Consider the following 23,453-nt stretch of genomic DNA (forward strand, 5'->3'; position numbering starts at 1 on the left):
CGCGCTCCTTACTGGGCCTGACGCTGCAGGATGTTCGAGAACTCTTCGATGAAGGTCTCGAAGCGGATCGCGAGGCGGTCGATGTCGTGCGCGTAGCGGTTGTACGCGACCACGGCCGGAATCGCGGCGAACAGGCCGATCGCGGTGGCGACGAGCGCCTCGGCGATGCCTGGCGCGACGTTCGCGAGCGTGGCCTGCTGCACGTTCGCGAGGCCGCGGAACGAGTTCATGATCCCCCAGACCGTTCCGAACAGGCCGATGTACGGGCTGACCGAGCCGACCGACGCGAGGAACGCGAGGTTCGCTTCGAGCACGTCCATTTCACGCTGGAACGACGCGCGCATCGCGCGGCGTGCGCCGTCGAGCACGAGGCCCGGATCGCTGATGCGCTTTTCCTTCGCCTTCAGGAACTCGCGCATGCCCGATTCGAAGATCCGCTCGAGCGCGCCGATCGTGTGGCGGTTGTTGGCTGCGCTCTGGTACAGCGCCTGCAGGTCGCCGCCCGACCAGAAATCCTTCTCGAAGCGTTCGGTCTGCGCGCGGGCGCGGCGGATCGCGAACCACTTGCGGAAGATGAAGGTCCACGACATCAGCGACAGCAGCAGCAGCAGCCCCATCACGGCCTGGGCCAGCACGCTCGCGTTGAGGACGAGGGAAATGATCGACAGGTCTTGAGAAGTGTTCATAGAGGTTTGAGTAACGTCCCTTCGGGGCGCCCGGTATGCGTGCGGCGCGGCGCGCCGGCCATGCCTGGCGCCGAACCTTGCTTAGTATCGAATCAGAAAGGCAAGTTCATAGGCTGTGTCTAAACGGCGCTCATGCGAGCTTCGTTGACAGTGCAGTCTGCCCGTCGTCGATGACGGGCCCGCGTTCCAGCGCGTCGAGCACGGCCGGCGGGATCGCCGCGGGCCGGATGCCGGTACGGTCGACGCAACCGAGGCGGATGTGCCCGGCCACGAGCAGCGTGTCTCCACACCAGGCTTCCTGCATGAACTCCACCGATGCGCGGCCGATGCGTCCGGGCCGGCTCGTGATCGCCAGGGTGTCGTCGAGTCGCGCCGGTGCGCGGTAGTCGAGCGACGTGCTGCGGACGACGAAGATCGCACCGGTATCGTCGGCGAGCCGACGCTGGTCGATGCCGCAGGCGCGCAGCCACTCGGTGCGGGCGCGTTCGAAGAACTTCAGGTAGTTGGCATAGAAGACGATGCCGCCTGCGTCGGTATCCTCGTAGTACACGCGCACCGGCCAGATGAAGCCGGAGGGCGCTTCCGGGGAGCGGGTAGGCTGGGTCATGGCGCGCATTCTACCGGAAGGCAGGAGCCTGATTCGTAACCGATTCGTAACGGAATGTAGTATGCGGTAGCACACTGCTGGCCGGCCCGAAGGGGCCGGCCAGCGGGGCTTCAGCCGCGGTGGACGGTCGGGCCGCCGGGTGCTTGCGCGATCGGCATCAGCTCGATCGTGTTGACGTTGACATGCGCCGGGCGCGTCGCGATCCAGTAGATCGTGTCGGCGATGTCCTCGGGCATGAGCGGCTGGACGTTGTTGTAGACGTTCGCCGCTTTTTCGTTGTCGCCGCGATAACGGACGTTCGAGAATTCGGTGCCGCCGCACAGGCCGGGCTCGATGTCGGTGACGCGCAACGGCGTGCCGAGCAGGTCGGCGCGCAGGTTCAGGCTGAATTGTCTGACGAAAGCCTTGGTCGCCCCGTAGACGTTTCCGCCTGCATAAGGGTACGAACCCGCGACCGAGCCAAGGTTGAAGATATGGCCGCGGCCGCGCTCGATCATGCCGGGCAGCAGCGCGTGCGTGACCGTGACGAGGCCCGTGCAGTTCGTGTCGATCATCGTGTGCCATTCGTCGAGGCTGGCCTTCTGGGCCGGCTCGACGCCGAGCGCGAGGCCGGCGTTGTTGACGAGCACGTCGAGCGCCGCGAATTCGGCGGGAAGGGCGGCCGGCACGGCCTCGACGGCCGCGCGATCGCGTACGTCGAGCTCGAGCGGCAGAAGCGAATCGCCGAGTTCGGCGGCGAGCGCATCGAGACGATCCTTGCGACGCGCGGTCGCGACGACGCGGTGGCCTCCGTTGACAAAGGCACGGGCGATGGCGGCGCCGAAGCCGGCGGACGCGCCTGTGACGAACACGATCATTGCTGCTCCTGGTCGAAGACAAAATAGCGGGTGATATCCCGCAAGCCTACTGAGAATGCCGCACCGCGGCAAGGCGGCAAAGCGTTCCGGCACGGGCGCGTAGAGTCTGGCCCCAATTGCTTCGGGCGCACCGCCGTGCGGTTGCCTATTCATGACGCATCCAATACACTAACGCGCTCATCACCCCTGCGTGACTGGCGATAGAACCCTTCGGGTTCAAGGTGGAGCATCCCACCGTGAAGCGCGGGGCGCCGTTTTTGCCGTTCGCCTGGGCAGCCGTTGTGCGCCGTCGCGTGCATCGCCGGTGGCTGTCCTGCCTCGCGTCATACGGATTCTTCCGCCACGTCGAGCTGGTCCCGCCAGCAGCGCACCGTACTCGGCCACTTCGGTCAACCTGTACACACTTAACGGAAACCGTATGTTTGACAGAGCCCAAAGCACCATCGCGAACGTCGATCCCGAAATCTTTGCTGCGATCGAGCAGGAAAACCGCCGCCAGGAAGATCACATCGAGCTGATCGCGTCGGAAAACTACACGAGCCCGGCGGTGATGGCCGCGCAAGGTTCGCAGCTCACGAACAAGTACGCGGAAGGCTATCCGGGCAAGCGCTACTACGGCGGCTGCGAATACGTGGACGTGGTCGAGCAGCTGGCGATCGATCGCGTGAAGCAGCTGTTCGGCGCGGAAGCGGCGAACGTGCAGCCGAACTCGGGTTCGCAGGCGAACCAGGGTGTGTTCTTCGCAATGCTCAAGCCGGGTGACACGATCATGGGCATGAGCCTCGCGCACGGCGGCCACCTGACGCACGGTTCGCCGGTGAACATGTCGGGCAAGTGGTTCAACGTGGTGAGCTACGGCCTGAACGAGAACGAAGACATCGATTACGAAGCGGCCGAGAAGCTGGCGCAGGAACACAAGCCGAAGCTGATCGTCGCGGGCGCGTCGGCGTTCTCGCTGAAGATCGATTTCGAGCGTCTGGCGAAGATCGCGAAGTCGGTCGGTGCGTACCTGATGGTCGACATGGCGCACTACGCCGGCCTGATCGCTGCAGGCGTGTACCCGAACCCGGTGCCGCACGCGGACTTCGTGACGACGACGACGCACAAGAGCCTGCGCGGCCCGCGCGGCGGCGTGATCCTGATGAAGGCGGAGTACGAGAAGCCGATCAATTCGGCGATCTTCCCGGGGATCCAGGGCGGCCCGCTGATGCACGTGATCGCGGGCAAGGCGGTGGCGTTCAAGGAAGCCCTGTCGCCGGAGTTCAAGGCGTACCAGGAGAAGGTGGTCGAGAACGCACGCGTGCTGGCGGAAACGCTGGTGAAGCGCGGGCTGCGGATCGTGTCGGGCCGCACGGAAAGCCACGTGATGCTGGTCGACCTGCGCGCGAAGAACATCACCGGCAAGGCAGCGGAAGCCGCGCTCGGCGCCGCGCACATCACGGTGAACAAGAACGCGATCCCGAACGATCCGGAAAAGCCGTTCGTGACGAGCGGCGTGCGCCTGGGCTCGCCGGCGATGACGACGCGCGGGTTCGGTCCGGCGGAAGCGGAACAGGTGGGCAACCTGATCGCTGACGTGCTGGACAACCCGGAAGATGCAGCGACGATCGAGCGCGTGCGCGCGCAGGTCGCCGAGCTGACCAAGCGTTTCCCGGTCTATCGCTGATCGACGATGCGTTGCCCGTTCTGCCGGCATGACGACACGCAGGTCGTGGACTCGCGCGTGTCCGAAGATGGCGCCGCGATCCGGCGGCGCCGTCGCTGCTCGGCTTGCGACAAGCGCTTCACGACGTACGAGCGGGTCGAGCTGTCCCTGCCGTTCGTCGTGAAGAAGGACGGCAGCCGCACGGAATTCGACCGTCGCAAGATCGTCGCCAGCATGCAACTCGCGCTGCGCAAGCGGCCGGTTGCCGCCGACGCGATCGACGCGGCGGTCGCCCGCATCGAGTATCAACTGCTCGCGACAGGCGAGCGCGAAGTGCGTAGCGAGAAGCTCGGCGAACTCGTGATGAACGAGTTGCGCGGCCTCGATACGATCGCTTATGTCCGCTTCGCATCGGTGTATCGCCGGTTCGAGGACGTTTCCGAATTTGCCGACGTGATCGAAGAGTTCCGTCGCGCCTCTCCCGCCAAGACTCCGCGTAAGCGCTGACGCGCTGCGTCCGTTCATCGTCTTCTCCGTTGGATCAGTTCGCGCCGATTGTGTCGGTCGCGATCGCATGCCGCCAGTCGGCCGTTCGGCAAATGGCGCGCGTCCGCACGCGTCGCTACAGTCGTCGCATCACCTTGGCGAAGGACGGCTGCGATGGGACTGCACGCTTTACCCCTGAAAAATGTGTTGCGCCGCTCGGGCGGGTTCACGCTCGTCGAGCTGATGGTCGCGCTTTCGCTGGCGGCCGGGCTCGCGCTCCATGCGGCGCCCGCCTTCGATCAGTGGCGGATGCGTGAACGTGTGGATGCACGCTCGCGCGCGTTGCTCGGCGCGCTGTCGTTTGCACGTGCCGAGGCGATGCGCCTCGGCGTGCGCGTCACGCTGTGCAGGGCCGGGAGCGCCGGCACCTGTTTGCGTGCGGGTGAGCGGTGCGATCCGGCCGAATGGTCGTGCGACTGGATCGTCAGCGGGCAGGTCGACGGGCAGTCACGCGTGCTGAGGCGCTATCCGCGCGATGTCGAAGTGGCCGTCGCGGGTGCGGCGCACGATCTCGCGTTTGCGCCGCCGGTCGGTCAGGCAATCGGTGGTATCCGGCGCTTCGAATTGAGTCCAGGACGCGACATATCGGGGGCTGACGCCACACGTGCGTCGCGTTGCGTGCGGATCGCGGCAGGTGGCCGGGCGCGGGTTGTCGCCGGCCGCTGCGACGCGGCGTGAATGTCATGCGCAACGCAATGCGCGGCACGTCGCTGCTCGAAGCGATGCTGGCCGTCGCGCTCCTCGCGGCCGTCATGCTGGCCGTGGCGGGCAGCCAGCTTGCGATGGCGCGTGTGCAGCGCGCGACGATCTGGCGTGAACGCGCGCTGTGGCTGGCTGATGCGCGTATCGAGCGCTTGCACGTGGCCGCGCAGGCTGACGATGGCCTTGCGGCGCGGGCCGCGGCGTCGCTGCCCGGCGGCGCGATGATGCGTGGCGATGGCCCGGGTGGCGTCAGCTACGCGGTTGTCGGCTGGCGCGGCGGTCATGCGGCTACCGGGCCGCGATGCGATGCGACGGGCAGGCCGGCGCAGCCGCCGTCTTGCGTCCGGATTCCGTATCGGGAGGCTGACGCCGATGAACGCTGATCGCCGCACGCGTGCGCATACGCTGCTTGAAGTATTGATTGCGATGACCGTCGGTCTGCTCGTGCTCGCGGCGGCCGGTGCGCTGGTCCACGCGCAGCGCATCGCCCAGCGGCGTGCGGACGACGGGTTCCGGATGCGCGATGCGGCTGGCACCGCACTGATGCTGATCGGCCAGCAGATCCAGATGGCAGGATTCCGGCCGCTCGATGCAGGGGGCGTGTCGTCGTTGCCGCCGGTGTTCGGCTGTTCGATGGCGCGTGTGAGGGGAAGTGGCGCGCAAGTGCGGTGCGAGCCCGTGCGCGCTGTATCGGACGCGCTGCTGGTCCGGTATGTCGGCGACGCCGTGTCGACGTGGCCCACCGTTAGCGGCCAGGTGCCGGATTGCCTCGGGCAGGGTATTGGCGGGGTCGGCGAACGTGCGCCGGTGGAGAACCGCTTCGATGTGCACGTTAGTCCGTCGACGGGCGAGCCCGAACTGTATTGCGAAGGAAACGGCCGTCCGGGCACGCCGCAGCCGGTCGTGTCGGGAATCGATCAGTTGCGGGTGCGCTATCTTCGTCGCGGCGGCACGCAGTTCGTCGATGCCGATGCCATGCGCGTCGACGACTGGCACGAGGTCGTGGCCGTGCATGTCTGCGTGCGGGCGCGCGGTGAACCGTCGGGCGAGCCGGCGCGGCACGTCGACTGCGATGGTCGCACCGTCGCTGTACAAGACGGCCGCGCGCGCATGACGCTCGATCGCATCGTCGCGTTGAGGAATGTCGCGGGCGCATTCGACGATACGCCGCGCGATGCAACGGATGCACGCGAGGTGCAGCGATGAGCGGAGCGGGGCGGTACGCACCGCAGCGGTCGGGATGCGGCGCGGCAGGCAACACCCGCGAGCGTATCGCGACAAGTGGCGAAGCCCTGCGGCGGGCTGCGGGTGCGGATGTCCTGGCGTCGAGACGGCGAGCGCCGCACCTGCGCTTGCGGTCAACCAGCCGCGATCGGCGTCGCGAAGCGGGCCTTGCATTGCCCGCGGTGATCGCGGTCGGCGCGGCGGTTGCGGCGTTGACAGGCACGTGGTTCGAGGCTGCGCTGACGGAATCGCGCCGCACGCGCGCGTTGTCCGATCGGCTGGTCGCATTTCACGCGGCCGATGCCGCGCTTGCTGCGTGCACAGCGCGATTGCGCCGGGGCTCGGCGCCCTACGTAAGCGAAGGCAAGTCGCATGCGGAGCCCGACGCTTGGCGGCGCGCGCCGGCGCTGGCGGCGGCCGAAGCGTTCGCTCCGTTCGCAGGATGGCCGGCGGTCGGGCAACCGCCACGATGCCTGATCGAAGCGTGGCGCGGGGCAGGGCCGGCCGATGCCCGCGCGTACGTGGTCACCGCGCGCGGTGTCGGTGCGCATGCATCGAGCGCCGTCTGGCTGCAGCATCAGGTCGCGATCCGCGACGGACACATCGTCGCCTTGCGCTGGCGTCACGTCGCGACGGTGCCTCGATGAGCGGTGGCCCATCCATGCAACGCGCGGCGGGATTCACGCTGATCGAGCTGATGATCGTGCTCGCGATCGTCGCGGTGCTGGCCGGATGGGGTATCCCGTCGTATCGCGAGCAGGTGGCGCGCGCTCATCGCGCATCGGCAGTCGCCGCGCTGTACCGGGCGGCCCAATATCTCGAAGCCCTCGAGGGCGTACCGCCTTCGGCATTGCCCACGGCACTCGCGCAAGCGCCGCCGGACGGGCGCGCGGTCTATCGTTTGGCGCTCCGGCGGCCGGACGGCGACGATTCGGCCGTGAGCTATGAGCTGGAAGCCATCCCGCTCGACACCGGCCCGATGCACGGCGATGCATGCGGCGCGTTCACGTTGCGCTCGGACGGGGCGAAAGGCAATGTCCGAAGTGATGCCGTCGACGGACAGGACGCCGCGTGCTGGGGTGTGCGTTGAGTTCGAACGAAAGGCGCGCCACGGCGGATGGCCGTGCGCACAGGATGCCGACGATCAGTCGTCGTGCGCGTCGAGCCCGCGCTCGTCGCGGGACGCCTTCCAGATCCGGTAGACCTCCCATGCAGCGAAACCGAGGGTGCCCCACTTCAGCGCGGGCCCCGCGCTCGCGCGCAGCAGCGAGCGAACGGGTTTGGCGAGCACGAGCGATGCGAGCGAACTCAGCATCGGATACTGGTTGACGAGCTGGCCGAGGCTCGCGTTCAGGTTCCTGGCGGACTGGCCGAACTTGTTGCTGGACAGGCCGGGGATGAACACCTTGAGCCAGCTGAAGCGCGTGACGGCCTGGCGCATTTCGCCGGCGGCTTCCGCGAGTTCGAGCCGCTCGACTTCGGATCGCAGGATCAACAGTTCCTTGCGGAGCGCGCGATGCTGCGACGCGCTCCAGTTCGATCGCGACGAATGGGAGCGGGGGGAATTGCCCGTGACGTTCTGGCTCATGGCGCGTCGGCGAAGTAGGTGGGAGGGGTGAGCGCGACTGCGTTCACGGCTTGCCGCGGAACAGTTCGCGGTCTTTCTCGAGTTCGGCGAGCGTCGCCTCGAATACGGTCGGCGCGTCGCGCAGGCCCGAACGGGCTTTCAGTGCGCACGCGATCCCGCCTGCGGCATAGAGCGCGGTGATCGCCGCGAGCGACTGCCAGCGGTAGGTATCCCAGAACGCGATCGCGACGAGTACGGTCAGGCTGATGAGTGCCATCGTCGCGAGCATCATCGCGGCGAGCCCGAGGAACAGCACGCCCATCAGGCGCTCCTTCTCCTCGGCAAGCTCGATGCCCACCAGTTCGAGGCGCGTTTGCAAAAGCCCGATCGCGGAGCCGACGAGGCGGCGCAGCGGTCCTTGGCCGGACGGCTGCGAGGTGGTGTCTGTCGTCATGGGTGAGGTGCGTGCGCGTGCAGTGTGCAGCTAGGACAAAGCCGGCCGGCGGAAACCGCCGGCTGGCTTCGACGCCCGCAGGCCGCGTGAAGCGGCCCGCGGGACGGAACGCGCAGGGCGCGTTACTTGCGGTTGATCAGCAGGCCGATCAGCACACCGACGCCGGCGGCGACGCCGATCGACGTCCACGGATGCTCGTGCACGTAATCGTCGGTCGCGCGGGCGGCCTTCTTGCCTTTCTCGACCACGACGACCTGGACGTCGGCTGCCTTTTCCTTGGCCTGCTTCAGGCGCGACATGGCTTTCTCGCGCAGCTCGGCCGCACGGTCGCCCGTGCTGCTCGCAGCTTGCTTGAGCAGGTCTTCGGCGTCCGAGAGAACGGTTTTGATATCCGACATCAGTTTCTCCTTGTTGATTTCCGACATTGCAACTCCCTTCATGCTGTCATGCTGCAGGTTCACATCGTAGCGAAACGCCTGCCTGCTGGCGAGCCGGGAAGAAACACGACGGCAGCGCAAGACCGCATGGTAAACGATTTGTAATCATCAACAGAGCGGCAAACGGGGTGAAAAGTTTCCCGCAGGGCTGCCAGCGCTGCATCGACACCGGGCAAAAATGACAAAAAAGTATGAATATCAAACGGAATAATCGTTCGCATGCCGCATTGCTTCCCGTAAGCTGACAGACTTTCCCGCGCCGACCCGGGCGCGGTTTCAACCAGCATCGTTCGAGGAGGGAACATCATGAGTCTGCGTCTTGGCGACATCGCACCGGATTTCGAGCAGGAATCGAGCCTGGGCCCGATCAAGTTTCACGAGTGGCTGGGCGACGGCTGGGGTGTCCTGTTCTCCCATCCGGCCGACTACACGCCGGTATGCACGACCGAACTCGGGCTGACCTCGAAACTGAAGGGCGAATTCGAGAAGCGCAACGTGAAGGTGATCGCGCTGTCGGTCGACGGTGTCGAATCGCACAAGGGCTGGATCAACGACATCAACGAAACGCAGTCGACGGTCGTCGGCTTCCCGATCATCGCCGATGCGGACCGCAAGGTTTCGCAGCTGTACGACATGATCCACCCGAACGCGAACGAAACGCTGACGGTGCGTTCGCTGTTCGTGATCGACCCGAACAAGAAGGTGCGGCTCATCATCACGTATCCGGCCAGCACGGGGCGCAACTTCGACGAAGTGCTGCGCGTGATCGACTCGCTGCAACTGACCGACAACTACAAGGTCGCGACGCCCGGCAACTGGAAGGATGGCGACGACGTCGTGATCGTGCCGTCGCTGCAGGATCCGGAAGAGCTGAAGAAGCGCTTCCCGAAGGGCTTCAAAGCCGTGCGTCCGTATCTGCGCCTCACGCCGCAGCCGAACAAGTAAGCATCGGCGGCACGTGAACGCGATACCGGGCCGCCGGCCCGGAGCGCGGATCCGATGAAAAACGGCCCGCCCGGCAGTGATGCCGGGCGGGCCGCGTCGTTTATGCGTGCGCGGCGCGGCGCGGCGCGGTGCGGCGTGGCTGCCGGGCGCGCCGCATCCGGCTGGTCAGAAGAACGCCTGGATGCCCGTCTGCGCGCGGCCGAGGATCAGCGCGTGGATGTCGTGCGTGCCTTCGTACGTGTTGACCACTTCGAGGTTCACGAGGTGGCGCGCGACGCCGAATTCGTCGGAGATGCCGTTGCCGCCGAGCATGTCGCGCGCGAGCCGGGCGATGTCGAGCGCCTTGCCGCAGGAGTTGCGCTTCATGATCGACGTGATTTCGACGGCCGCCGTGCCTTCGTCCTTCATCCGGCCGAGGCGCAGCACGCCTTGCAGGCCGAGCGTGATTTCTGTCTGCATGTCCGCGAGCTTCTTCTGGATCAGCTGGTTCGCGGCGAGCGGCCGGCCGAACTGCTGGCGGTCGAGCACGTACTGGCGCGCGGTGTGCCAGCACGATTCGGCGGCGCCCAGCGCGCCCCAGGCGATCCCGTAGCGGGCCGAGTTCAGGCACGTGAACGGGCCGCGCAGGCCGCTCACGTTCGGCATCAGGTTCTCTTCCGGTACGAACACCTCGTCGAGGACGATCTCGCCGGTGATCGATGCGCGCAGCCCGACCTTGCCGTGGATCGCGGGCGCCGACAGGCCCTTCCAGCCCTTTTCGAGGATGAAGCCGCGGATCGCGTCCTTGCCGTTCTCCTCGAGCTTCGCCCACACGACGAACACGTCGGCGATCGGCGAGTTCGTGATCCACATCTTCGCGCCGGACAGCGAGTAGCCGCCGGGCACCTTCTTCGCGCGGGTGACCATGCTGCCCGGGTCGGAGCCATGGTTCGGCTCGGTCAGCCCGAAACAGCCGATCCATTCACCGGTCGCGAGCTTCGGCAGGTATTTCTGCTTCTGCGCGTCGGAGCCGAATTCGTAAATCGGCACCATCACGAGCGACGACTGGACGGACATCATCGACCGGTAGCCCGAATCGACGCGTTCGACTTCGCGCGCGATCAGTCCGTAGCTCACGTAATTGAGGCCGGGGCCGCCGTATTCCTCGGGAATCGTCGGGCCGAGCAGGCCGACTTCGCCCATCTCGCGGAAGATTTCGGCGTCGGTGCGCTCGTGACGGAACGCCTCGGTGACGCGCGGGGCGAGCTTGTCCTGCGCATACGCCTGCGCCGCGTCGCGCACCATCCGCTCTTCTTCGGTCAGTTGCTGGTCGAGCAGCAGCGGATCGTCCCAATGAAAAGTTGCAGCACTCATCGTCTCATCTCCTGTCGGGCAGAGCCGGCGCTTCAGCGCTTGCTCCGGCCCCATGCCAAAAGTTCGCTTGACTCGTGTTCCGCTGTGCGGAACAATGTTTTGCAAATCGAACCCAGTGTAGCACCAGATGACACTTTCAACCATCGACGAAACCACGATCGACGAGCGCAAGTTCGTCGTCGCGCTCGCGCGCGGGCTCGACCTGCTGCGCGCATTCCGGCCCGGCGAGACGATGCTTGGCAACCGCGACTTCGCGGAGCGCACGGGGCTGCCGAAGGCGACCGTGAACCGGCTCGCCTATACGCTGACCGTGCTCGGCTACCTGCGCTACGACGAGACGCTCGGAAAGTATGCGCTCGACGCCGGCGTGCTGTCGCTCGGCTACGCGCTGCTGTCCGGCTCGGGGACGCTCGACCTCGCGCGGCCGCACATGCAGGCGCTCGCGCGCGACATCGGCGCGGCCGTGTCGCTCGGCTGCCGCGACGGGCTCGACATGATCTATCTGGAGACGATCCGCAGCGAGACCGCGCTGACGCTCGGGCTTGCGCCCGGTTCGCGGCTGTCGATGCTGACGAGCTCGATGGGGCGCGCGTACCTGGCCGTGCAGCCGGAAGACGTGCGCCGCGCGCTCTATGCGGAACTGCACCGCGCGGCCGGCGGCGCGGCCGACGCCGATGCGCTCGTCGCCGCCGCGCAGCACGCGGTGGCCGAGTTCCCGGCGGGCGGTTGCTGTTATTCGTTCCGGGCGTGGCACATGGACGTCAACGCGGCGGCCGTGCCGTTTCGCGAGCCGCGCGAGGGGCGCTGGCTGATCCTGAGCTGCAGCGGCCCCGCATCGTCGATGGACGAGGAGGTGTTTCGCACGCAGGTCGGGCCGAAGCTGAAGGCGCTCGCGCAGCGGCTCGGGCAGACGGCCTGAGAAACGCGGCGCGCGTTGCCCTCGCACCGCAACCGCGTCGTCGCCGGTGAAGGTATTGGTGACGGTGACGGCGGGAGGCCGCCGCCACCGTCTCTTGTGGCGCGTTCGAACCTCGCTCATCATCGTTCGCCAGCTTCCCGACGACGAGGTCTGCGATGTCTCACCCCGAATCCATGGAAGGCGGATGCGCGTGCGGCGCGATCCGCTACCGTATCGCCCAGGTCCCGACCGACGCCGGCTTCTGCCATTGTCGGCTCTGCCAGCGCACGACCGGTGCGGCGGTCGTCGCATCGGCATCGGTGCCGATCGACGCGTTCGAATACCTGCAGGGCGAACCGACCGTCTACGCGTCGAGCGCGTGGGGCGAGCGGCGCTTCTGCGGCCGTTGCGGCGCGCAGCTCGAATACCGGCTGAGCGACGCGCCGAAAACGGTCGAGATCAATTACGCCACGCTCGATGAGCCGTCGCGGCTACGTCCGGCGTGGCACGTCTGGTATCGGGATCGTTTCCCGGGCATCGAGATCGACGACGATCTGCCCAAGTACGACGATGGTGGAAGCGTGTAAGCGGTAACCGTCTGCACCGACGGGCAGGCGTCGCGCCAGGCCATCCGATCGCTTCATCCTTCTTCAAGCGGCGCCACACCCTCGCCGCGCATCCGGCGCACGGCTCCCCGCGTGCGCCGGCTACCTCCTGTCCGTTCAGGCCGTCACGACCTTCGCGAACACGGGCCCCTGCATGAACCGCACGTCGTGCTGGCGCAGCAGCTCGCACTGCGTTTCGTCGACGACGCCGTCGAAGATCAGCGGAATCCGCACGCGCTGCGCATATGCGACGAGCGCCTTGACCATCCCGTCGCGCAACGCGATGCCCGCATCCATCTTGATGTAGTCGGGGCGCGCCATGTCGGATTCGACCGCGAGGATGCGGCCCGGGTCGGGCAGCTTGTCCGCCACCTTGAAGCCGTGATGCTGGTAGCTGCGTGTCAGGTAGCCGAGGAAGGTCTTGTGCGCGACCGCGACCGCCGGTAGCTCGATCACGATCCGCTCGGGCGGCAGCCCGAAGCGCTGCAGCACCGACGAGAAATGCTTGCCGTGGTCGTACTTCACGCTCTTCAGCAGGCGTTCGTGCACGCGCAGGAACAACAGCCCGTGGCGCTGGGCGCCGAAGAAATTGATTGCGTGCAGCGCGCGCGACAGGCGGTCGATCGCCACGAGCGTCTGGTCGTCGACGGCCGAGTCGACCGGATCGTGCGGCGCGCCCGTGACGACGGTCACGGCCTGGAAGCCGAGTTCGTCGCCATAGCGCTCGATGGCGTCGGCGAACGACGTCGATTGCGGCGCGCCCGGCATCGTCACGTCGTAGATCGGTTCGTAGGCGCTGCCGAGCGTGCGCTCGGGCAGGTTCGCGCTTGCGGTGCCGCCATCGGCGAGCGCGAGGTGATCCCGCAGATACGGCAGTTGCCCGGCACGGGCGACCAGCTCGGGAATGGTGGGCGGAATCATCGGCGTGAGAAGGAAAAACGGCGGCCGAACGGGCCGCCTCGTAGCTTGATATTAGCAGTGCCGGCCAAGCTCGGCTCGGCGTTTCACTTATATGGTTATCCCGTCTTCGAGCCTCCGCCTAGGGTTTACGTTGATTTCACTATTCGTAATTGGTTTTACTATTCGTAAATCCAGAATTTGTCGCCGATCAAGAAATGCGGCAGGCGGGCGCCGCGAAACGGCGCCGTTCGCGAATCAACAGGAAGCAAGGAGCGAGACGTGGCGGTTGACAGGAATGGCACGCGGGACGGCGGCGCGGCGCGCCGGCAGGCGACGGGCGGGATGACGGGCGAGCCGGCGCGCGCCCGGCAGGGTTGAGGGGCGGACGGCGACCATGAGCATCGATTACCAGACGCTGAAGTTCGAATATCGTCCGCGTGCGCAGGACGCAAGCGTTCACCCGGTGATCGTCGTCGGCGCGGGCCCGGTGGGCCTCGCGGCGGCGATCGACCTCGCGCAGCAGGGCGTGCCCGTCGTGCTGCTCGACGACGACGACACGCTGTCCACCGGCTCGCGCGCGATCTGCTTCGCGAAGCGCACGCTCGAGATCTTCGACCGGCTCGGCTGCGGCGAGCGCTTCGTCGACAAGGGTGTCAGCTGGCACGTCGGCAAGGTGTTCCTGCAGGACGAGCAGCTGTACGCATTCGACCTGCTGCCCGAGGAAGGGCATGCGCGCCCCGCGTTCATCAACCTGCAGCAGTACTACGTCGAAGGTTATCTGGCCGATCGCGCGTTCGAGCTGCCAAACATCGATATCCGCTGGAAGCACAAGGTGACGGGCATCGAGCAGGCGGCCGAACACGCGGTGCTGACGATCGAGACGCCGGAAGGCCTCGCGACGCTGCGCGCGCAGTACGTGATCGCGGCCGACGGCTCGCGCAGCCCGATGCGCACGATGATGGGCCTCGAAAGCCACGGCCGCACGTTCAAGGACCGCTTCCTGATCGCCGACGTGAAGATGAAGGCGGAGTTTCCGACCGAGCGCTGGTTCTGGTTCGACCCGCCGTTCCACCCCAATCAGTCGGTGCTGCTGCATCGCCAGCCCGACAACGTGTGGCGCATCGACTTCCAGCTCGGCTGGGATGCCGATCCGGTCGCCGAGAAGCAGCCGGAGCGCGTGATCCCGCGCGTGCGCGCGCTGCTCGGGCCGGACGTCGAGTTCGAGCTCGAATGGGTGAGCGTCTATACGTTCCGCTGCCAGCGGATGGATACGTTCCGTCACGGCCGCGTGCTGTTCGCGGGCGACTCCGCGCACGGCGTGTCGCCGTTCGGCGCGCGCGGCGCGAACAGCGGCGTGCAGGACGCCGACAACCTCGCCTGGAAGCTGAAGCTCGTGCTCGACGGGCGTTCGGCTGACCGCCTGCTCGATACGTATGCGAGCGAGCGCGAGTTCGCGGCCGACGAGAACATCCGCAATTCGACGCGCTCGACGGACTTCATCACGCCGAAAAGCCCGGTGTCGCGCGTATTCCGCGACGCGACGCTGAAGCTCGCGCGCGACTGCGAGTTCGCGCGCAAGCTCGTGAACAGCGGCCGCCTGTCGGTGCCGGCGGTGCTGGCCGACTCGCCGCTGAACACGCCGGACCGTAATGGCGACGCATTCGCGGGCGCGATGCGCCCGGGCGCGGCGGCAGCCGATGCGCCGGTGCGTGCACAGGGCGCGCCGGGCTGGCTGCTGCAGCATCTGGGCAGCGGCTTCACCGGCGTGCTGTTCGGGCTGCCGGGCGATGCGGGCGCGCTCGCGCAGGCGCTCGACGGCCTCGCGCTGCCGGTGCGGCCCGTGCTCGTCGTGCCCGCCGGGCACGCGCAGCCTGTCGCGGGTGTCGACGTCGTGGAGGACGTCGACGGTTTCGCCGCGCAACGCTACGACGCGAAGCCCGGCACGTTCTACCTGCTGCGCCCCGACCAGCATGTCTGTGCCCGCATGCGCACGCTCGAGCGCCAGGCGCTTGCCGACGCGCTGGCGCGCGCGACCTGCGCACGCTGAATACGATAAAGACTCCGGAGACTCCGTCATGCCCTCACTCGACACCCGCCCGCGCCTGGCTGACCCGGACGCGTTCTATGAAGCGCTGATCGACATGCATCGCGACCTGTCCGACGCCGATAGCCAGCTCGTCAACGCGAAGCTGATCCTGCTGCTCGCGAACCAGATCGGCGACGCCGACGTGCTGCGCGAAGCGATGGCGCTCGCGCGCCAGGGCGTGACGCCGCCCGTGCATCCGGCCGCCGAGGTCGCGCAATGAGCGCGGCGCCGGCCGACGCGCGCGTGCTCGAAGTCGAGCACGTGATCGACGAAACCCATCGCCCGGGCTTTCACTGGATGCTGCTCGTGCTGTGCGGGCTGTGCCTCGTGATCGACGGGTTCGATGCTCAGGCGATGGGCTACGTCGCCCCGAGCGTGATTGCCGAATGGGGCGTGCCGAAGCAGGCGCTCGGGCCGGTGTTCAGCGCGAGCCTGTTCGGGATGCTGCTCGGCGCGCTCGGGCTGTCGGTGCTGGCCGACCGGATCGGGCGGCGCCCGGTGCTGATCGGCTCGACGCTGTTCTTCGCGGTGACGATGCTCGCGACGCCGTTCGCGGGTTCGATCCCGGTGCTGATGGCGCTGCGCTTCGTCACGGGCCTCGGCCTCGGCTGCATCATGCCGAACGCGATGGCGCTGGTCGGCGAGTTCAGCCCGGCCGCGCATCGTGTGAAGCGGATGATGATCGTATCGTGCGGCTTTACGCTCGGCGCGGCGCTCGGCGGCTTCATCAGCGCCGCGCTGATTCCGGCGCTCGGCTGGCGTTCGGTGTTCTTCGTCGGCGGCGCGGTGCCGCTCGTGCTCACGATTGCGATGGTCGCGCGGCTGCCCGAATCGCTGCAGTTCCTGGTGCTGAAAGGGCGCGTCGCGCAGGCGCGCGACTGGCTCGCGGGTTTCGCGCCGCAGGCCGGCATCGATGCGAACACGCGGCTCGTCGTGCGCGAGCGCGCCGCGACCGGCGCGCCGGTCGCCGAGCTGTTCAGCCATGGCCGCCTGCCGGTCACACTGCTGCTGTGGGCGATCAGCTTCATGAACCTGATCGACCTGTATTTCCTGTCGAACTGGCTGCCGACGGTGATGCGCGATGCCGGTTATTCGCCGGGTACGGCCGTGATCGTCGGCACGGTGCTGCAGACGGGCGGCGTGATCGGCACGCTGTCGCTCGGCTGGTTCATCGAACGCTACGGCTTCGTGCGCGTGCTGTTCGCCTGCTTTGCATGCGCCGCGGTGTCAGTCGGGCTGATCGGCTCGGTCGCGCATGCGCTGCCGTGGCTGCTGGCGGTCGTGTTCGCGGGCGGGTTCTGCGTGGTCGGCGGGCAGCCGGCCGTGAACGCGCTCGCGGGCCAGTATTACCCGACGTCGCTGCGCTCGACGGGCATCGGCTGGAGTCTCGGCATCGGCCGGATCGGCTCGGTGCTCGGGCCGCTCGTCGGCGGGCAACTGATTGCGCTCAACTGGTCGAACGGCGCGCTGTTCCACGCGGCCGCGGTGCCCGTGCTGTGCTCGGCGCTGTTCGTCCTCGGGCTTGCGGGCGTAACGCGGCGCAACGGCGTGCAGGCGCCGACCGCCGCCACGAATTGAGGGAGAAAGGAAACGATGACGCTTGACCTGTCGAAACCGGCAAATGCCGGCTACCTGAGCGGTTTCGCGAACGAATTCGCGACCGAGGCACTGCCCGGCGCGCTGCCGCACGGCCGCAACTCGCCGCAGCGCGCGCCGTACGGGCTGTATGCGGAGCAACTGTCGGGCACCGCGTTTACCGCGCCGCGTGGCCACAACCGCCGCTCGTGGCTGTACCGCATCCGCCCGGCGGCCGTGCATCGGCCGTTCGAGCCGTACGCGGGCCCGCAGCGGCTCGTGTCGGAATTCGGCGACTCGGCCGACGTGCCGCCGACGCCGCCGAACCAGCTGCGCTGGGACCCGCTGCCGATGCCGGTCGAGCCGACCGATTTCGTCGAAGGGCTGGTGACGATGGCCGGCAACGGGTCGGCCGCCGCGATGAACGGCTGCGCGATCCACCTGTACGCGGCGAACCGCTCGATGCAGGACCGCTTTTTCTACAGCGCCGACGGCGAACTGCTGATCGTGCCGCAGCAGGGGCGCCTGTTCATCGCGACGGAATTCGGCCGGCTCGACGTCGAGCCGTTCGAGATCGCGGTGATCCCGCGCGGCGTGCGTTTCTCCGTCGCGCTGCCGGACGGCGATGCGCGCGGCTACATCTGCGAAAACTTCGGCGCGCTGCTGCGTCTGCCGGACCTCGGCCCGATCGGCTCGAACGGCCTCGCGAACCCGCGCGACTTCCTGACGCCGCAGGCCGCTTACGAAGACCGCGAAGGCGCGTTCGAGCTGATCGCGAAGCTGAACGGCCGGCTGTGGCGCGCGGACATCGGCCATTCGCCGCTCGACGTCGTTGCGTGGCACGGCAACTACGCGCCGTACAAATACGACCTGCGCCTGTTCAACACGATCGGCTCGATCAGCTACGACCATCCCGATCCATCGATCTTCCTGGTGCTGCAGTCGCAGAGCGACACGCCGGGCGTCGACACGATCGACTTCGTGATCTTCCCGCCGCGCTGGCTCGCGGCCGAGGATACGTTCCGCCCGCCCTGGTTCCACCGCAACGTCGCGAGCGAGTTCATGGGGCTCGTGCACGGCGCGTACGACGCGAAGGCCGAAGGCTTCGTGCCGGGCGGCGCGAGCCTGCACAACTGCATGTCGGGCCACGGGCCCGACGCGGACACGTTCGAGAAGGCGTCCGCGAGCGATACGAGCAAGCCGCACAAGGTCGACGCGACGATGGCGTTCATGTTCGAAACCCGCACGCTGATCCGGCCGACGCGCTACGCGCTCGACACCGCGCAGCTGCAGGCCGACTACTTCGAATGCTGGCAAGGCATCAGGAAACACTTCAATCCGGAGCAACGATGAGCGATACCCAAGACTGGCGCGCGACGCTCGACCCGGCCCGCAAGAGCTGGGTCGAGACGGCGAACGATCCCGCCTGCGATTTCCCGATCCAGAACCTGCCGTTCGGGATCTTCAGCGATGCGAAGCAACCGGCGCGCCGCGCGGGCGTCGCGCTCGGCGACCAGATCGTCGATCTTGCGGCGCTCGTGCGTGCGGGCCTCGTGACGCTGCCGACCGATGTCGATGCGTTCGCCGCGCCGACGCTCAACGCGTTCATCGCGCTCGGCCGCGACGCGTGGCGCAGCGTGCGTGTGCAACTGTCGGCGCTGTTCTCGAACGATAACGCGACACTGCGCGACGACGCAGCGCTGCGCGCGCAGGTGCTCGTCGCGCAGCGCGACGCGGTGCTGCATCTGCCGGTCGAGATTCCCGGCTACACCGATTTCTATTCGTCGAAGGAACATGCGACCAACGTCGGCTCGATGTTCCGCGATCCGAAGAACGCGCTGCTGCCGAACTGGTCGGAGATGCCGATCGGCTACAACGGCCGCGCATCGTCGGTGGTCGTCAGCGGCACGCCGGTGCGGCGGCCGAACGGGCAACTGAAGCTGCCCGACCAGGAGCGCCCGGTGTTCGGCGCGTGCCGCAAGCTCGACATCGAACTGGAGACGGGTTTCATCGTCGGCAAGGGCAACGCGCTCGGCGAGCCGATCGCGTGCGAGGACGCGGAAGCGCACATCTTCGGGATGGTGCTGCTGAACGACTGGAGCGCGCGCGACATCCAGCAGTGGGAATACGTGCCGCTCGGCCCGTTCAACTCGAAGGGCTTCGCGACGACGATCTCGCCGTGGATCGTCACGCTCGACGCGCTCGAACCGTTCCGCGTCGCGCAGCCTGAGCAGTCGCCGCAGCCGCTCGCGTATCTGCGCCATGCGGGCAAGCATGCGTTCGATATCGCGCTCGAAGTGACGCTGCGCGCCGAAGGGGCGGCCGAGGCCACGTCGATCTGCCGCACGAACTTCAAGCACATGTACTGGACGATGGCGCAGCAGCTCGCGCATCACACGGTGGCCGGCTGCAACACGCGCGTGGGCGACCTGATGGGTTCGGGTACGATCAGCGGGCCGACGAAGGATTCGTTCGGCAGCCTGCTCGAACTGACGTGGAACGGCAAGGAGCCGGTCGCGCTGAACGGCGGCGGCAGTCGCACCTTCATCGAGGACGGCGACGAACTCACGCTCGCCGGATGGTGCCAGGGCGACGGCTATCGCGTCGGGTTCGGCACGTGTGCCGGCAAGATCCTCCCCGCGCGGAGCGCCTGACGGCGCGCGGCGCGACACGCAACAGATCGTTCGGAAGGACAGGGCGGTCCGCATTGCGCGGGCCGTTTTCGTTTGGCAGGCCGGGGGGCGGCGCGTGTGCGTCCGTGTGGGGCGCCGAGTATGAGCGTTAATGTTTGAGTCTGCGTCTGCGTCTGCGACATCGACATCGACATCGACAGCGCCGATATCAGACCGCGCGCTGCAACGCGGCGCGGCGCTCCCACAGCGCGGCCGCGACGAACGCGGCGACACAGACGACCAGCACGCCGACCAGCGCGTTGCTGCCCAGTTGCTCCATCAACGCGCCGGCGACCAGCGGGCCGCCGAAGCTCGCGGCGCTCCACGACGCCGACACGAGCGAACTCGCGGTGACGAGCGCCGCGCCGCGGAAGCGTTCGCCGCACGCGACGAGCGACAGCGTGTAGATGCTGCCGGCCGCCGCGCCGAGCACGAACAGCAGCGGCCAGCACAGCCATGGGTTCGCGATGACGAGCGGCAGCAGCGGCAGGCCGGCCAGCACGATCCAGCCCGCACCGAGGTGCACGCGTTCGCGGCCGAGCTTGTCCGCGAGCCAGCCGATCGGGAACTGCATCGCGGTATCGCCGAACAGCATGATCGACGCGAGCAGCACGGCCGTGGCGCTCGCGACGCCGTGATCCATCGCGTAGAGCGGCAGCAGCGACAGCGCGAGCGTATCGAACAGCGCGAAGAAACCGGTGCCGATGATCAGCGCGGGCATGCGCGGCAGCACGTCGAGCCAGCGGCCGTGCGCTTCGTGATGCGCGTCGTCGCCGGCTAGCGGCGCGCGCCGGATCGTCGCGAGCGTCGGCAGCGCGAGCAGGAACAGCGCGCCGCACAGCGCGAAGCGGATGCTCGTCGCACCGGCGATCTGGCTCACGAGCACGGGGCCCGCCATCTGGAACAGCGTGAAATTGGTTGCGTAGATCGCGACGACACGGCCGCGCGTCGAATCGTCGGCGAGCTGGTTGACCCACGCCTCGCCGATCGTGAACAGCAGCATCAGCGCGGCGCCGCACAGCACGCGCAGCGCGCCCCACAGGATCAGGTTCGACGTGAACTGCATCAGCGCCGTGGCTGCCGCGAGCAGCACGACCGATACGACGATCGCGCGGCGCGAGCCGATGTGGCGTGCGAGCGCGGTGACGAACGGGACGATCGCGAGGCCGCCGAGGGCCTGCGCGGCGGTCAGCATGCCGACGACGTTGGTGCCGTGCCCGGCCTCGGTCAGCGCGAGTGCGGTGAGCGGCAGTGTGGCGCCGGTGCCGAGGCCGACGACCGCGACGCTCAGGATCAGCGCGAGGAAATCGCGATTCAGAATGGCTTTCATCGGCCGGGATGCTACACCGCGGACCTTGAAAGGTCCATGAAGGCCATCAGGTTCGGATGGTGTTGCTGGCGTTGCGCGCGCAACGAATGCGTACGGGGCGGCGTTACACGTATTCGGTCGGCACGGTCACCGGGCGGCGTTCGAGCGACGCCGACCACAGCGTGAGCGCCAGCGCGGCGACGGCCATCGCGACGCCGACCCACGGCAGGCTCACGAGCGACACGCCGGAGCCGATCGCCATCCCGCCGAGCCACGCGCCCGTCGCGTTGCCGAGGTTGAATGCGCCCTGGTTCAGCGTCGATGCGAGGTTCGGCGCATCGCTTGCGCGGTCGACGATCAGGATCTGCAGCGGCGGCACGATCGCGAACGCGAGGATGCCCCACACGAAGATCGTCGCGAGCGCGGCGAACGGCAGGTGCATCGTGCCCGCGAACAGCGCGAGGACCACGCCGATCAGCGCGAGCGTCGCGATCAGCGACGGCATCCGGCGCCAGTCGGCGAGCTTGCCGCCGAGCGTGCCGCCCACCGTCAGCCCGAGGCCGAACAGCAGCAGCACGTAGGTGACCTGGCGCGGGGAGAAGCCCGTCACGTCCTCGAGGATCGGCGTGATGTAGGTGAACACGCTGAACAGGCTTGCCGACGCGAGCACGCTGATGCCGAGCACCATCAGCACCTGCGGATGCTTCAGCACGCTGAATTCGCGCGTGATGCTGGTGTCGGGCATCGCGAGATTCCTTGGCAGGCAGGCGGCGAGCGCGGCGGCCGCGGCGATGCCGATGCCGGTGACGGCCCAGAACGTCGCGCGCCAGCCGAATGCCTGGCCGAGCGCGGTGCCGAGCGGCACGCCGAGCACGTTCGCGAGCGTGAGGCCGGTGAACATCAGGGCGATCGCCTGTGCGCGGCGGTTCGGTGCGACGAGGTTGCTCGCGACCACCGAGCCGATCCCGAAGAACGCGCCGTGGCAGAACGCGGTGACGACGCGCGCAGCCATCAGCACCGCGTAGCCCGGTGCGATCGCGCAGAACAGGTTCCCCGCGATGAACAATCCGATCAGGCCCATCAGCGCGCGCTTGCGCGGCATCTTCGCGGTGACGATCGCGAGGATCGGCGCACCGATCGTCACGCCGAGCGCGTAACCCGACACGAGCATCCCGGCGGCCGGGATCGACACGCCGAGATCGCGCGCGACGTTGGGCAGCAGCCCCATGATCACGAATTCGGTGGTACCGATTCCAAATGCGGCGACGGCGAGGGCGAAAAGAGGTAAGGGCATCGCGGTGGGCTCGGGAAAAGCCGCCGCTCGGGCTGGCGCAGGATGCGCGGGACGGGCGGGCGGGAGGCGAACGACAGTCGCGATTCTACTTCAGTGAAAACCCCTATGCTTGGGGCCAAAACGGATGTTGCCGGCGTGCGACGAGGCTGCGCGCTTGAAGCTCACAGTGTGGGATTCAACGGGGCTTGCCGCGGTGAATGTGCCGGTGTCGGCACGATGCCGGCGACCGCGTACACGTCAGGCGATGCGTTCGGGGGAGCCGTCGACGCTCGTGGTCGGCGCGCCCGGGGTGCTTGCGGAGCCGGAGGCCGTGCCGGTGCCCGCTGTCGCGTCCGCGCGCGTCGAAGGCGTCGAAGGCGTGCCGGCGACATCGATCGGGGCCGGATCGTCCCAGCCGTTTTCGAACAGGCACGCTTCGATCGGCATCCGTGCGGCCCAACGCTCCTGCTCGAGCATCGGCTTCGCATAGAACGCGTCGACGTGCCCGACGCACAGCACGGCGATCGGCTTCGCGCCGTCGGGCATGCGCAGCAGCGCGCGCAGCGCGTCGACGTCGAACAGCGAGACCCAGCCCATCCCGAGCCCTTCGGCGCGGGCCGCGAGCCACATGTTCTGGATCGCGCACGCGGCGGATGCGAGATCCATTTCCGGCAGCGTGCGGCGGCCGAACACGTGGCGCTCGCGGCCGTCGGCGAGCGCGACGACCAGCAGCTCGCCGCATTCGCGCACGCCTTCGACTTTCAGCCGCATGAATTCGTCCTGGCGCTCGCCGAGTGCGTCGGCGGTCGCGCGGCGCTCGGCCTCGACCAGCGCGTGGATCGCGGTGCGCAGCGCGGGATCGGTGATGCGGATGAAGCGCCACGGCTGCATGAAGCCGACGCTCGGCGCGTGATGCGCCGCGCGCAGCAGGCGCGCGAGCACGGCGGGATCGACGGGCGCCGGCGTAAAGTGGCGCATGTCGCGCCGTTCGAAAATGGCGCGGTAGACGGCGGCGATGTCGGAATCGTCGAAACGCATGAGCGGGAGGGGCGGGATAACGTCGGCGCAACGATAGCAGACGGCGCACCGGAATCGTTACATCGGTCGAAACA

Annotated in this window: 27 protein-coding genes and 1 riboswitch; of the genes, 15 read left to right on the forward strand and 12 right to left on the reverse strand. The window is 67.7% G+C overall.

Features of this window, described 5'->3' with window-relative positions; all coding sequences use genetic code 11:
- Positions 1–8: 8 nt before the first annotated feature.
- From tolQ to AB3K92_RS26145, 3 genes are all read right to left on the reverse strand, one after another.
- A complete protein-coding gene (tolQ, locus tag AB3K92_RS26135) occupies positions 9–686 on the reverse strand; it encodes a protein TolQ (protein ID WP_021157170.1) in 678 nt (225 codons plus the stop codon).
- A 130-nt stretch (positions 687–816) separates the two neighbouring features.
- Entirely contained in the window at positions 817–1,302 is a 486-nt protein-coding gene (gene ybgC / locus AB3K92_RS26140; RefSeq protein WP_060174611.1) for a tol-pal system-associated acyl-CoA thioesterase, read from the reverse strand.
- Positions 1,303–1,403: 101 nt separating this feature from the next.
- Positions 1,404–2,150, reverse strand: a complete 747-nt coding sequence (locus AB3K92_RS26145) for an SDR family NAD(P)-dependent oxidoreductase (RefSeq protein WP_021157168.1) — start codon at positions 2,148–2,150, stop codon at positions 1,404–1,406.
- 180 nt (positions 2,151–2,330) lie between these two features.
- Positions 2,331–2,431: riboswitch (ZMP/ZTP riboswitch) on the forward strand.
- A 137-nt stretch (positions 2,432–2,568) separates the two neighbouring features.
- Here AB3K92_RS26145 and glyA point away from each other — a divergent pair.
- The 7 genes from glyA to AB3K92_RS26180 all read left to right on the forward strand — a co-directional run bounded on the left by glyA (position 2,569) and on the right by AB3K92_RS26180 (position 7,357).
- The gene (gene glyA / locus AB3K92_RS26150) at positions 2,569–3,816 is read left to right on the forward strand and encodes a serine hydroxymethyltransferase (protein WP_021157166.1); all 1,248 of its coding nucleotides are present in this window, start codon (positions 2,569–2,571) and stop codon (positions 3,814–3,816) included.
- A gap of 6 nt (positions 3,817–3,822) precedes the next feature.
- Positions 3,823–4,302, forward strand: coding sequence for a transcriptional regulator NrdR (gene nrdR, locus AB3K92_RS26155; protein WP_006476792.1), 480 nt, complete (start codon positions 3,823–3,825; stop codon positions 4,300–4,302).
- Positions 4,303–4,455: 153 nt separating this feature from the next.
- The gene (locus AB3K92_RS26160; RefSeq protein WP_369466103.1) at positions 4,456–5,019 is read left to right on the forward strand and encodes a GspH/FimT family pseudopilin; all 564 of its coding nucleotides are present in this window, start codon (positions 4,456–4,458) and stop codon (positions 5,017–5,019) included.
- 17 nt (positions 5,020–5,036) lie between these two features.
- A complete protein-coding gene (locus AB3K92_RS26165) occupies positions 5,037–5,426 on the forward strand; it encodes a hypothetical protein (RefSeq protein ID WP_369466104.1) in 390 nt (129 codons plus the stop codon).
- Complete coding sequence (locus AB3K92_RS26170) at positions 5,416–6,249, forward strand: PilW family protein (RefSeq protein ID WP_369466105.1); 834 nt, start codon at positions 5,416–5,418, stop codon at positions 6,247–6,249. Before AB3K92_RS26165 ends, AB3K92_RS26170 begins: the two co-directional genes overlap by 11 nt.
- A 203-nt stretch (positions 6,250–6,452) precedes the next feature.
- Positions 6,453–6,914, forward strand: a complete 462-nt coding sequence (locus AB3K92_RS26175) for a hypothetical protein (protein ID WP_301853076.1) — start codon at positions 6,453–6,455, stop codon at positions 6,912–6,914.
- A gap of 14 nt (positions 6,915–6,928) precedes the next feature.
- The gene (locus tag AB3K92_RS26180; protein ID WP_175925874.1) at positions 6,929–7,357 is read left to right on the forward strand and encodes a type IV pilin protein; all 429 of its coding nucleotides are present in this window, start codon (positions 6,929–6,931) and stop codon (positions 7,355–7,357) included.
- A gap of 54 nt (positions 7,358–7,411) precedes the next feature.
- Here the strand turns inward: AB3K92_RS26180 and AB3K92_RS26185 are convergent, their stop codons facing one another.
- From AB3K92_RS26185 to AB3K92_RS26200, 4 genes are all read right to left on the reverse strand, one after another.
- Positions 7,412–7,855: a DUF3318 domain-containing protein gene (locus tag AB3K92_RS26185; RefSeq protein ID WP_021157160.1), complete on the reverse strand. Its 444-nt coding sequence runs from the start codon at positions 7,853–7,855 to the stop codon at positions 7,412–7,414.
- 43 nt (positions 7,856–7,898) lie between these two features.
- Positions 7,899–8,288 (reverse strand): phage holin family protein, encoded by a 390-nt coding sequence (locus AB3K92_RS26190; RefSeq protein ID WP_021157159.1) that lies wholly within the window; start codon positions 8,286–8,288, stop codon positions 7,899–7,901.
- Positions 8,289–8,410: 122 nt separating this feature from the next.
- Positions 8,411–8,713 carry a YqjD family protein gene (locus AB3K92_RS26195; RefSeq protein WP_006494044.1) on the reverse strand — a complete coding sequence of 101 codons (303 nt, stop codon included), beginning with the start codon at positions 8,711–8,713 and terminating at the stop codon, positions 8,411–8,413.
- A gap of 32 nt (positions 8,714–8,745) precedes the next feature.
- Positions 8,746–8,946, reverse strand: a complete 201-nt coding sequence (locus AB3K92_RS26200) for a hypothetical protein (RefSeq protein ID WP_124589402.1) — start codon at positions 8,944–8,946, stop codon at positions 8,746–8,748.
- Positions 8,947–9,031: 85 nt separating this feature from the next.
- On the opposite strand from AB3K92_RS26200, the gene AB3K92_RS26205 reads away from it, so the two are divergent.
- Positions 9,032–9,670 carry a peroxiredoxin gene (locus tag AB3K92_RS26205; protein ID WP_021157158.1) on the forward strand — a complete coding sequence of 213 codons (639 nt, stop codon included), beginning with the start codon at positions 9,032–9,034 and terminating at the stop codon, positions 9,668–9,670.
- A gap of 165 nt (positions 9,671–9,835) precedes the next feature.
- Here AB3K92_RS26205 and AB3K92_RS26210 read toward each other — a convergent pair whose 3' ends face one another.
- Positions 9,836–11,023 carry an acyl-CoA dehydrogenase gene (locus AB3K92_RS26210; protein ID WP_021157157.1) on the reverse strand — a complete coding sequence of 396 codons (1,188 nt, stop codon included), beginning with the start codon at positions 11,021–11,023 and terminating at the stop codon, positions 9,836–9,838.
- A gap of 127 nt (positions 11,024–11,150) precedes the next feature.
- Here AB3K92_RS26210 and AB3K92_RS26215 point away from each other — a divergent pair, with 127 nt between their 5' ends.
- Complete coding sequence (locus AB3K92_RS26215) at positions 11,151–11,942, forward strand: IclR family transcriptional regulator (protein WP_021157156.1); 792 nt, start codon at positions 11,151–11,153, stop codon at positions 11,940–11,942.
- A gap of 155 nt (positions 11,943–12,097) precedes the next feature.
- On the forward strand, positions 12,098–12,508 hold the full coding sequence (locus AB3K92_RS26220; protein WP_369466106.1) for a GFA family protein: 411 nt from the start codon (positions 12,098–12,100) through the stop codon (positions 12,506–12,508).
- Between the two features lie 135 nt (positions 12,509–12,643).
- Here AB3K92_RS26220 and AB3K92_RS26225 read toward each other — a convergent pair whose 3' ends face one another.
- Complete coding sequence (locus AB3K92_RS26225; protein WP_021157154.1) at positions 12,644–13,447, reverse strand: EAL domain-containing protein; 804 nt, start codon at positions 13,445–13,447, stop codon at positions 12,644–12,646.
- 373 nt (positions 13,448–13,820) lie between these two features.
- Between AB3K92_RS26225 and AB3K92_RS26230 the strand changes: the two genes are divergently transcribed.
- Genes AB3K92_RS26230 through fahA form a run of 5 tightly spaced genes read left to right on the forward strand, consistent with a single transcriptional unit; the run spans position 13,821 to position 19,741 of the window.
- Positions 13,821–15,473 (forward strand): FAD-dependent oxidoreductase, encoded by a 1,653-nt coding sequence (locus AB3K92_RS26230; protein ID WP_060157327.1) that lies wholly within the window; start codon positions 13,821–13,823, stop codon positions 15,471–15,473.
- A gap of 28 nt (positions 15,474–15,501) precedes the next feature.
- Entirely contained in the window at positions 15,502–15,732 is a 231-nt protein-coding gene (locus tag AB3K92_RS26235; RefSeq protein WP_021157152.1) for a DUF2783 domain-containing protein, read from the forward strand.
- A complete protein-coding gene (locus AB3K92_RS26240; RefSeq protein WP_059685105.1) occupies positions 15,729–17,090 on the forward strand; it encodes an MFS transporter in 1,362 nt (453 codons plus the stop codon). The genes AB3K92_RS26235 and AB3K92_RS26240 overlap by 4 nt, the downstream gene beginning before the upstream one ends.
- A gap of 15 nt (positions 17,091–17,105) precedes the next feature.
- The gene (gene hmgA / locus AB3K92_RS26245; RefSeq protein ID WP_048026668.1) at positions 17,106–18,440 is read left to right on the forward strand and encodes a homogentisate 1,2-dioxygenase; all 1,335 of its coding nucleotides are present in this window, start codon (positions 17,106–17,108) and stop codon (positions 18,438–18,440) included.
- Positions 18,437–19,741: a fumarylacetoacetase gene (gene fahA / locus AB3K92_RS26250; RefSeq protein ID WP_369466107.1), complete on the forward strand. Its 1,305-nt coding sequence runs from the start codon at positions 18,437–18,439 to the stop codon at positions 19,739–19,741. Before hmgA ends, fahA begins: the two co-directional genes overlap by 4 nt.
- A gap of 187 nt (positions 19,742–19,928) precedes the next feature.
- On the opposite strand, the gene AB3K92_RS26255 is transcribed toward fahA, so the two are convergent.
- The 3 genes from AB3K92_RS26255 to bluB all read right to left on the reverse strand — a co-directional run bounded on the left by AB3K92_RS26255 (position 19,929) and on the right by bluB (position 23,379).
- Positions 19,929–21,089 carry an MFS transporter gene (locus AB3K92_RS26255; protein ID WP_021157148.1) on the reverse strand — a complete coding sequence of 387 codons (1,161 nt, stop codon included), beginning with the start codon at positions 21,087–21,089 and terminating at the stop codon, positions 19,929–19,931.
- Between the two features lie 103 nt (positions 21,090–21,192).
- Positions 21,193–22,362, reverse strand: coding sequence for an MFS transporter (locus AB3K92_RS26260; protein ID WP_200059817.1), 1,170 nt, complete (start codon positions 22,360–22,362; stop codon positions 21,193–21,195).
- A 237-nt stretch (positions 22,363–22,599) separates the two neighbouring features.
- The gene (gene bluB / locus AB3K92_RS26265) at positions 22,600–23,379 is read right to left on the reverse strand and encodes a 5,6-dimethylbenzimidazole synthase (RefSeq protein WP_219707440.1); all 780 of its coding nucleotides are present in this window, start codon (positions 23,377–23,379) and stop codon (positions 22,600–22,602) included.
- Positions 23,380–23,453 lie beyond the last annotated feature (74 nt).

The organism is Burkholderia sp. Bmkn7 (assembly GCF_041103175.1).
In the GTDB taxonomy this organism is placed as follows: domain Bacteria; phylum Pseudomonadota; class Gammaproteobacteria; order Burkholderiales; family Burkholderiaceae; genus Burkholderia; species Burkholderia cepacia.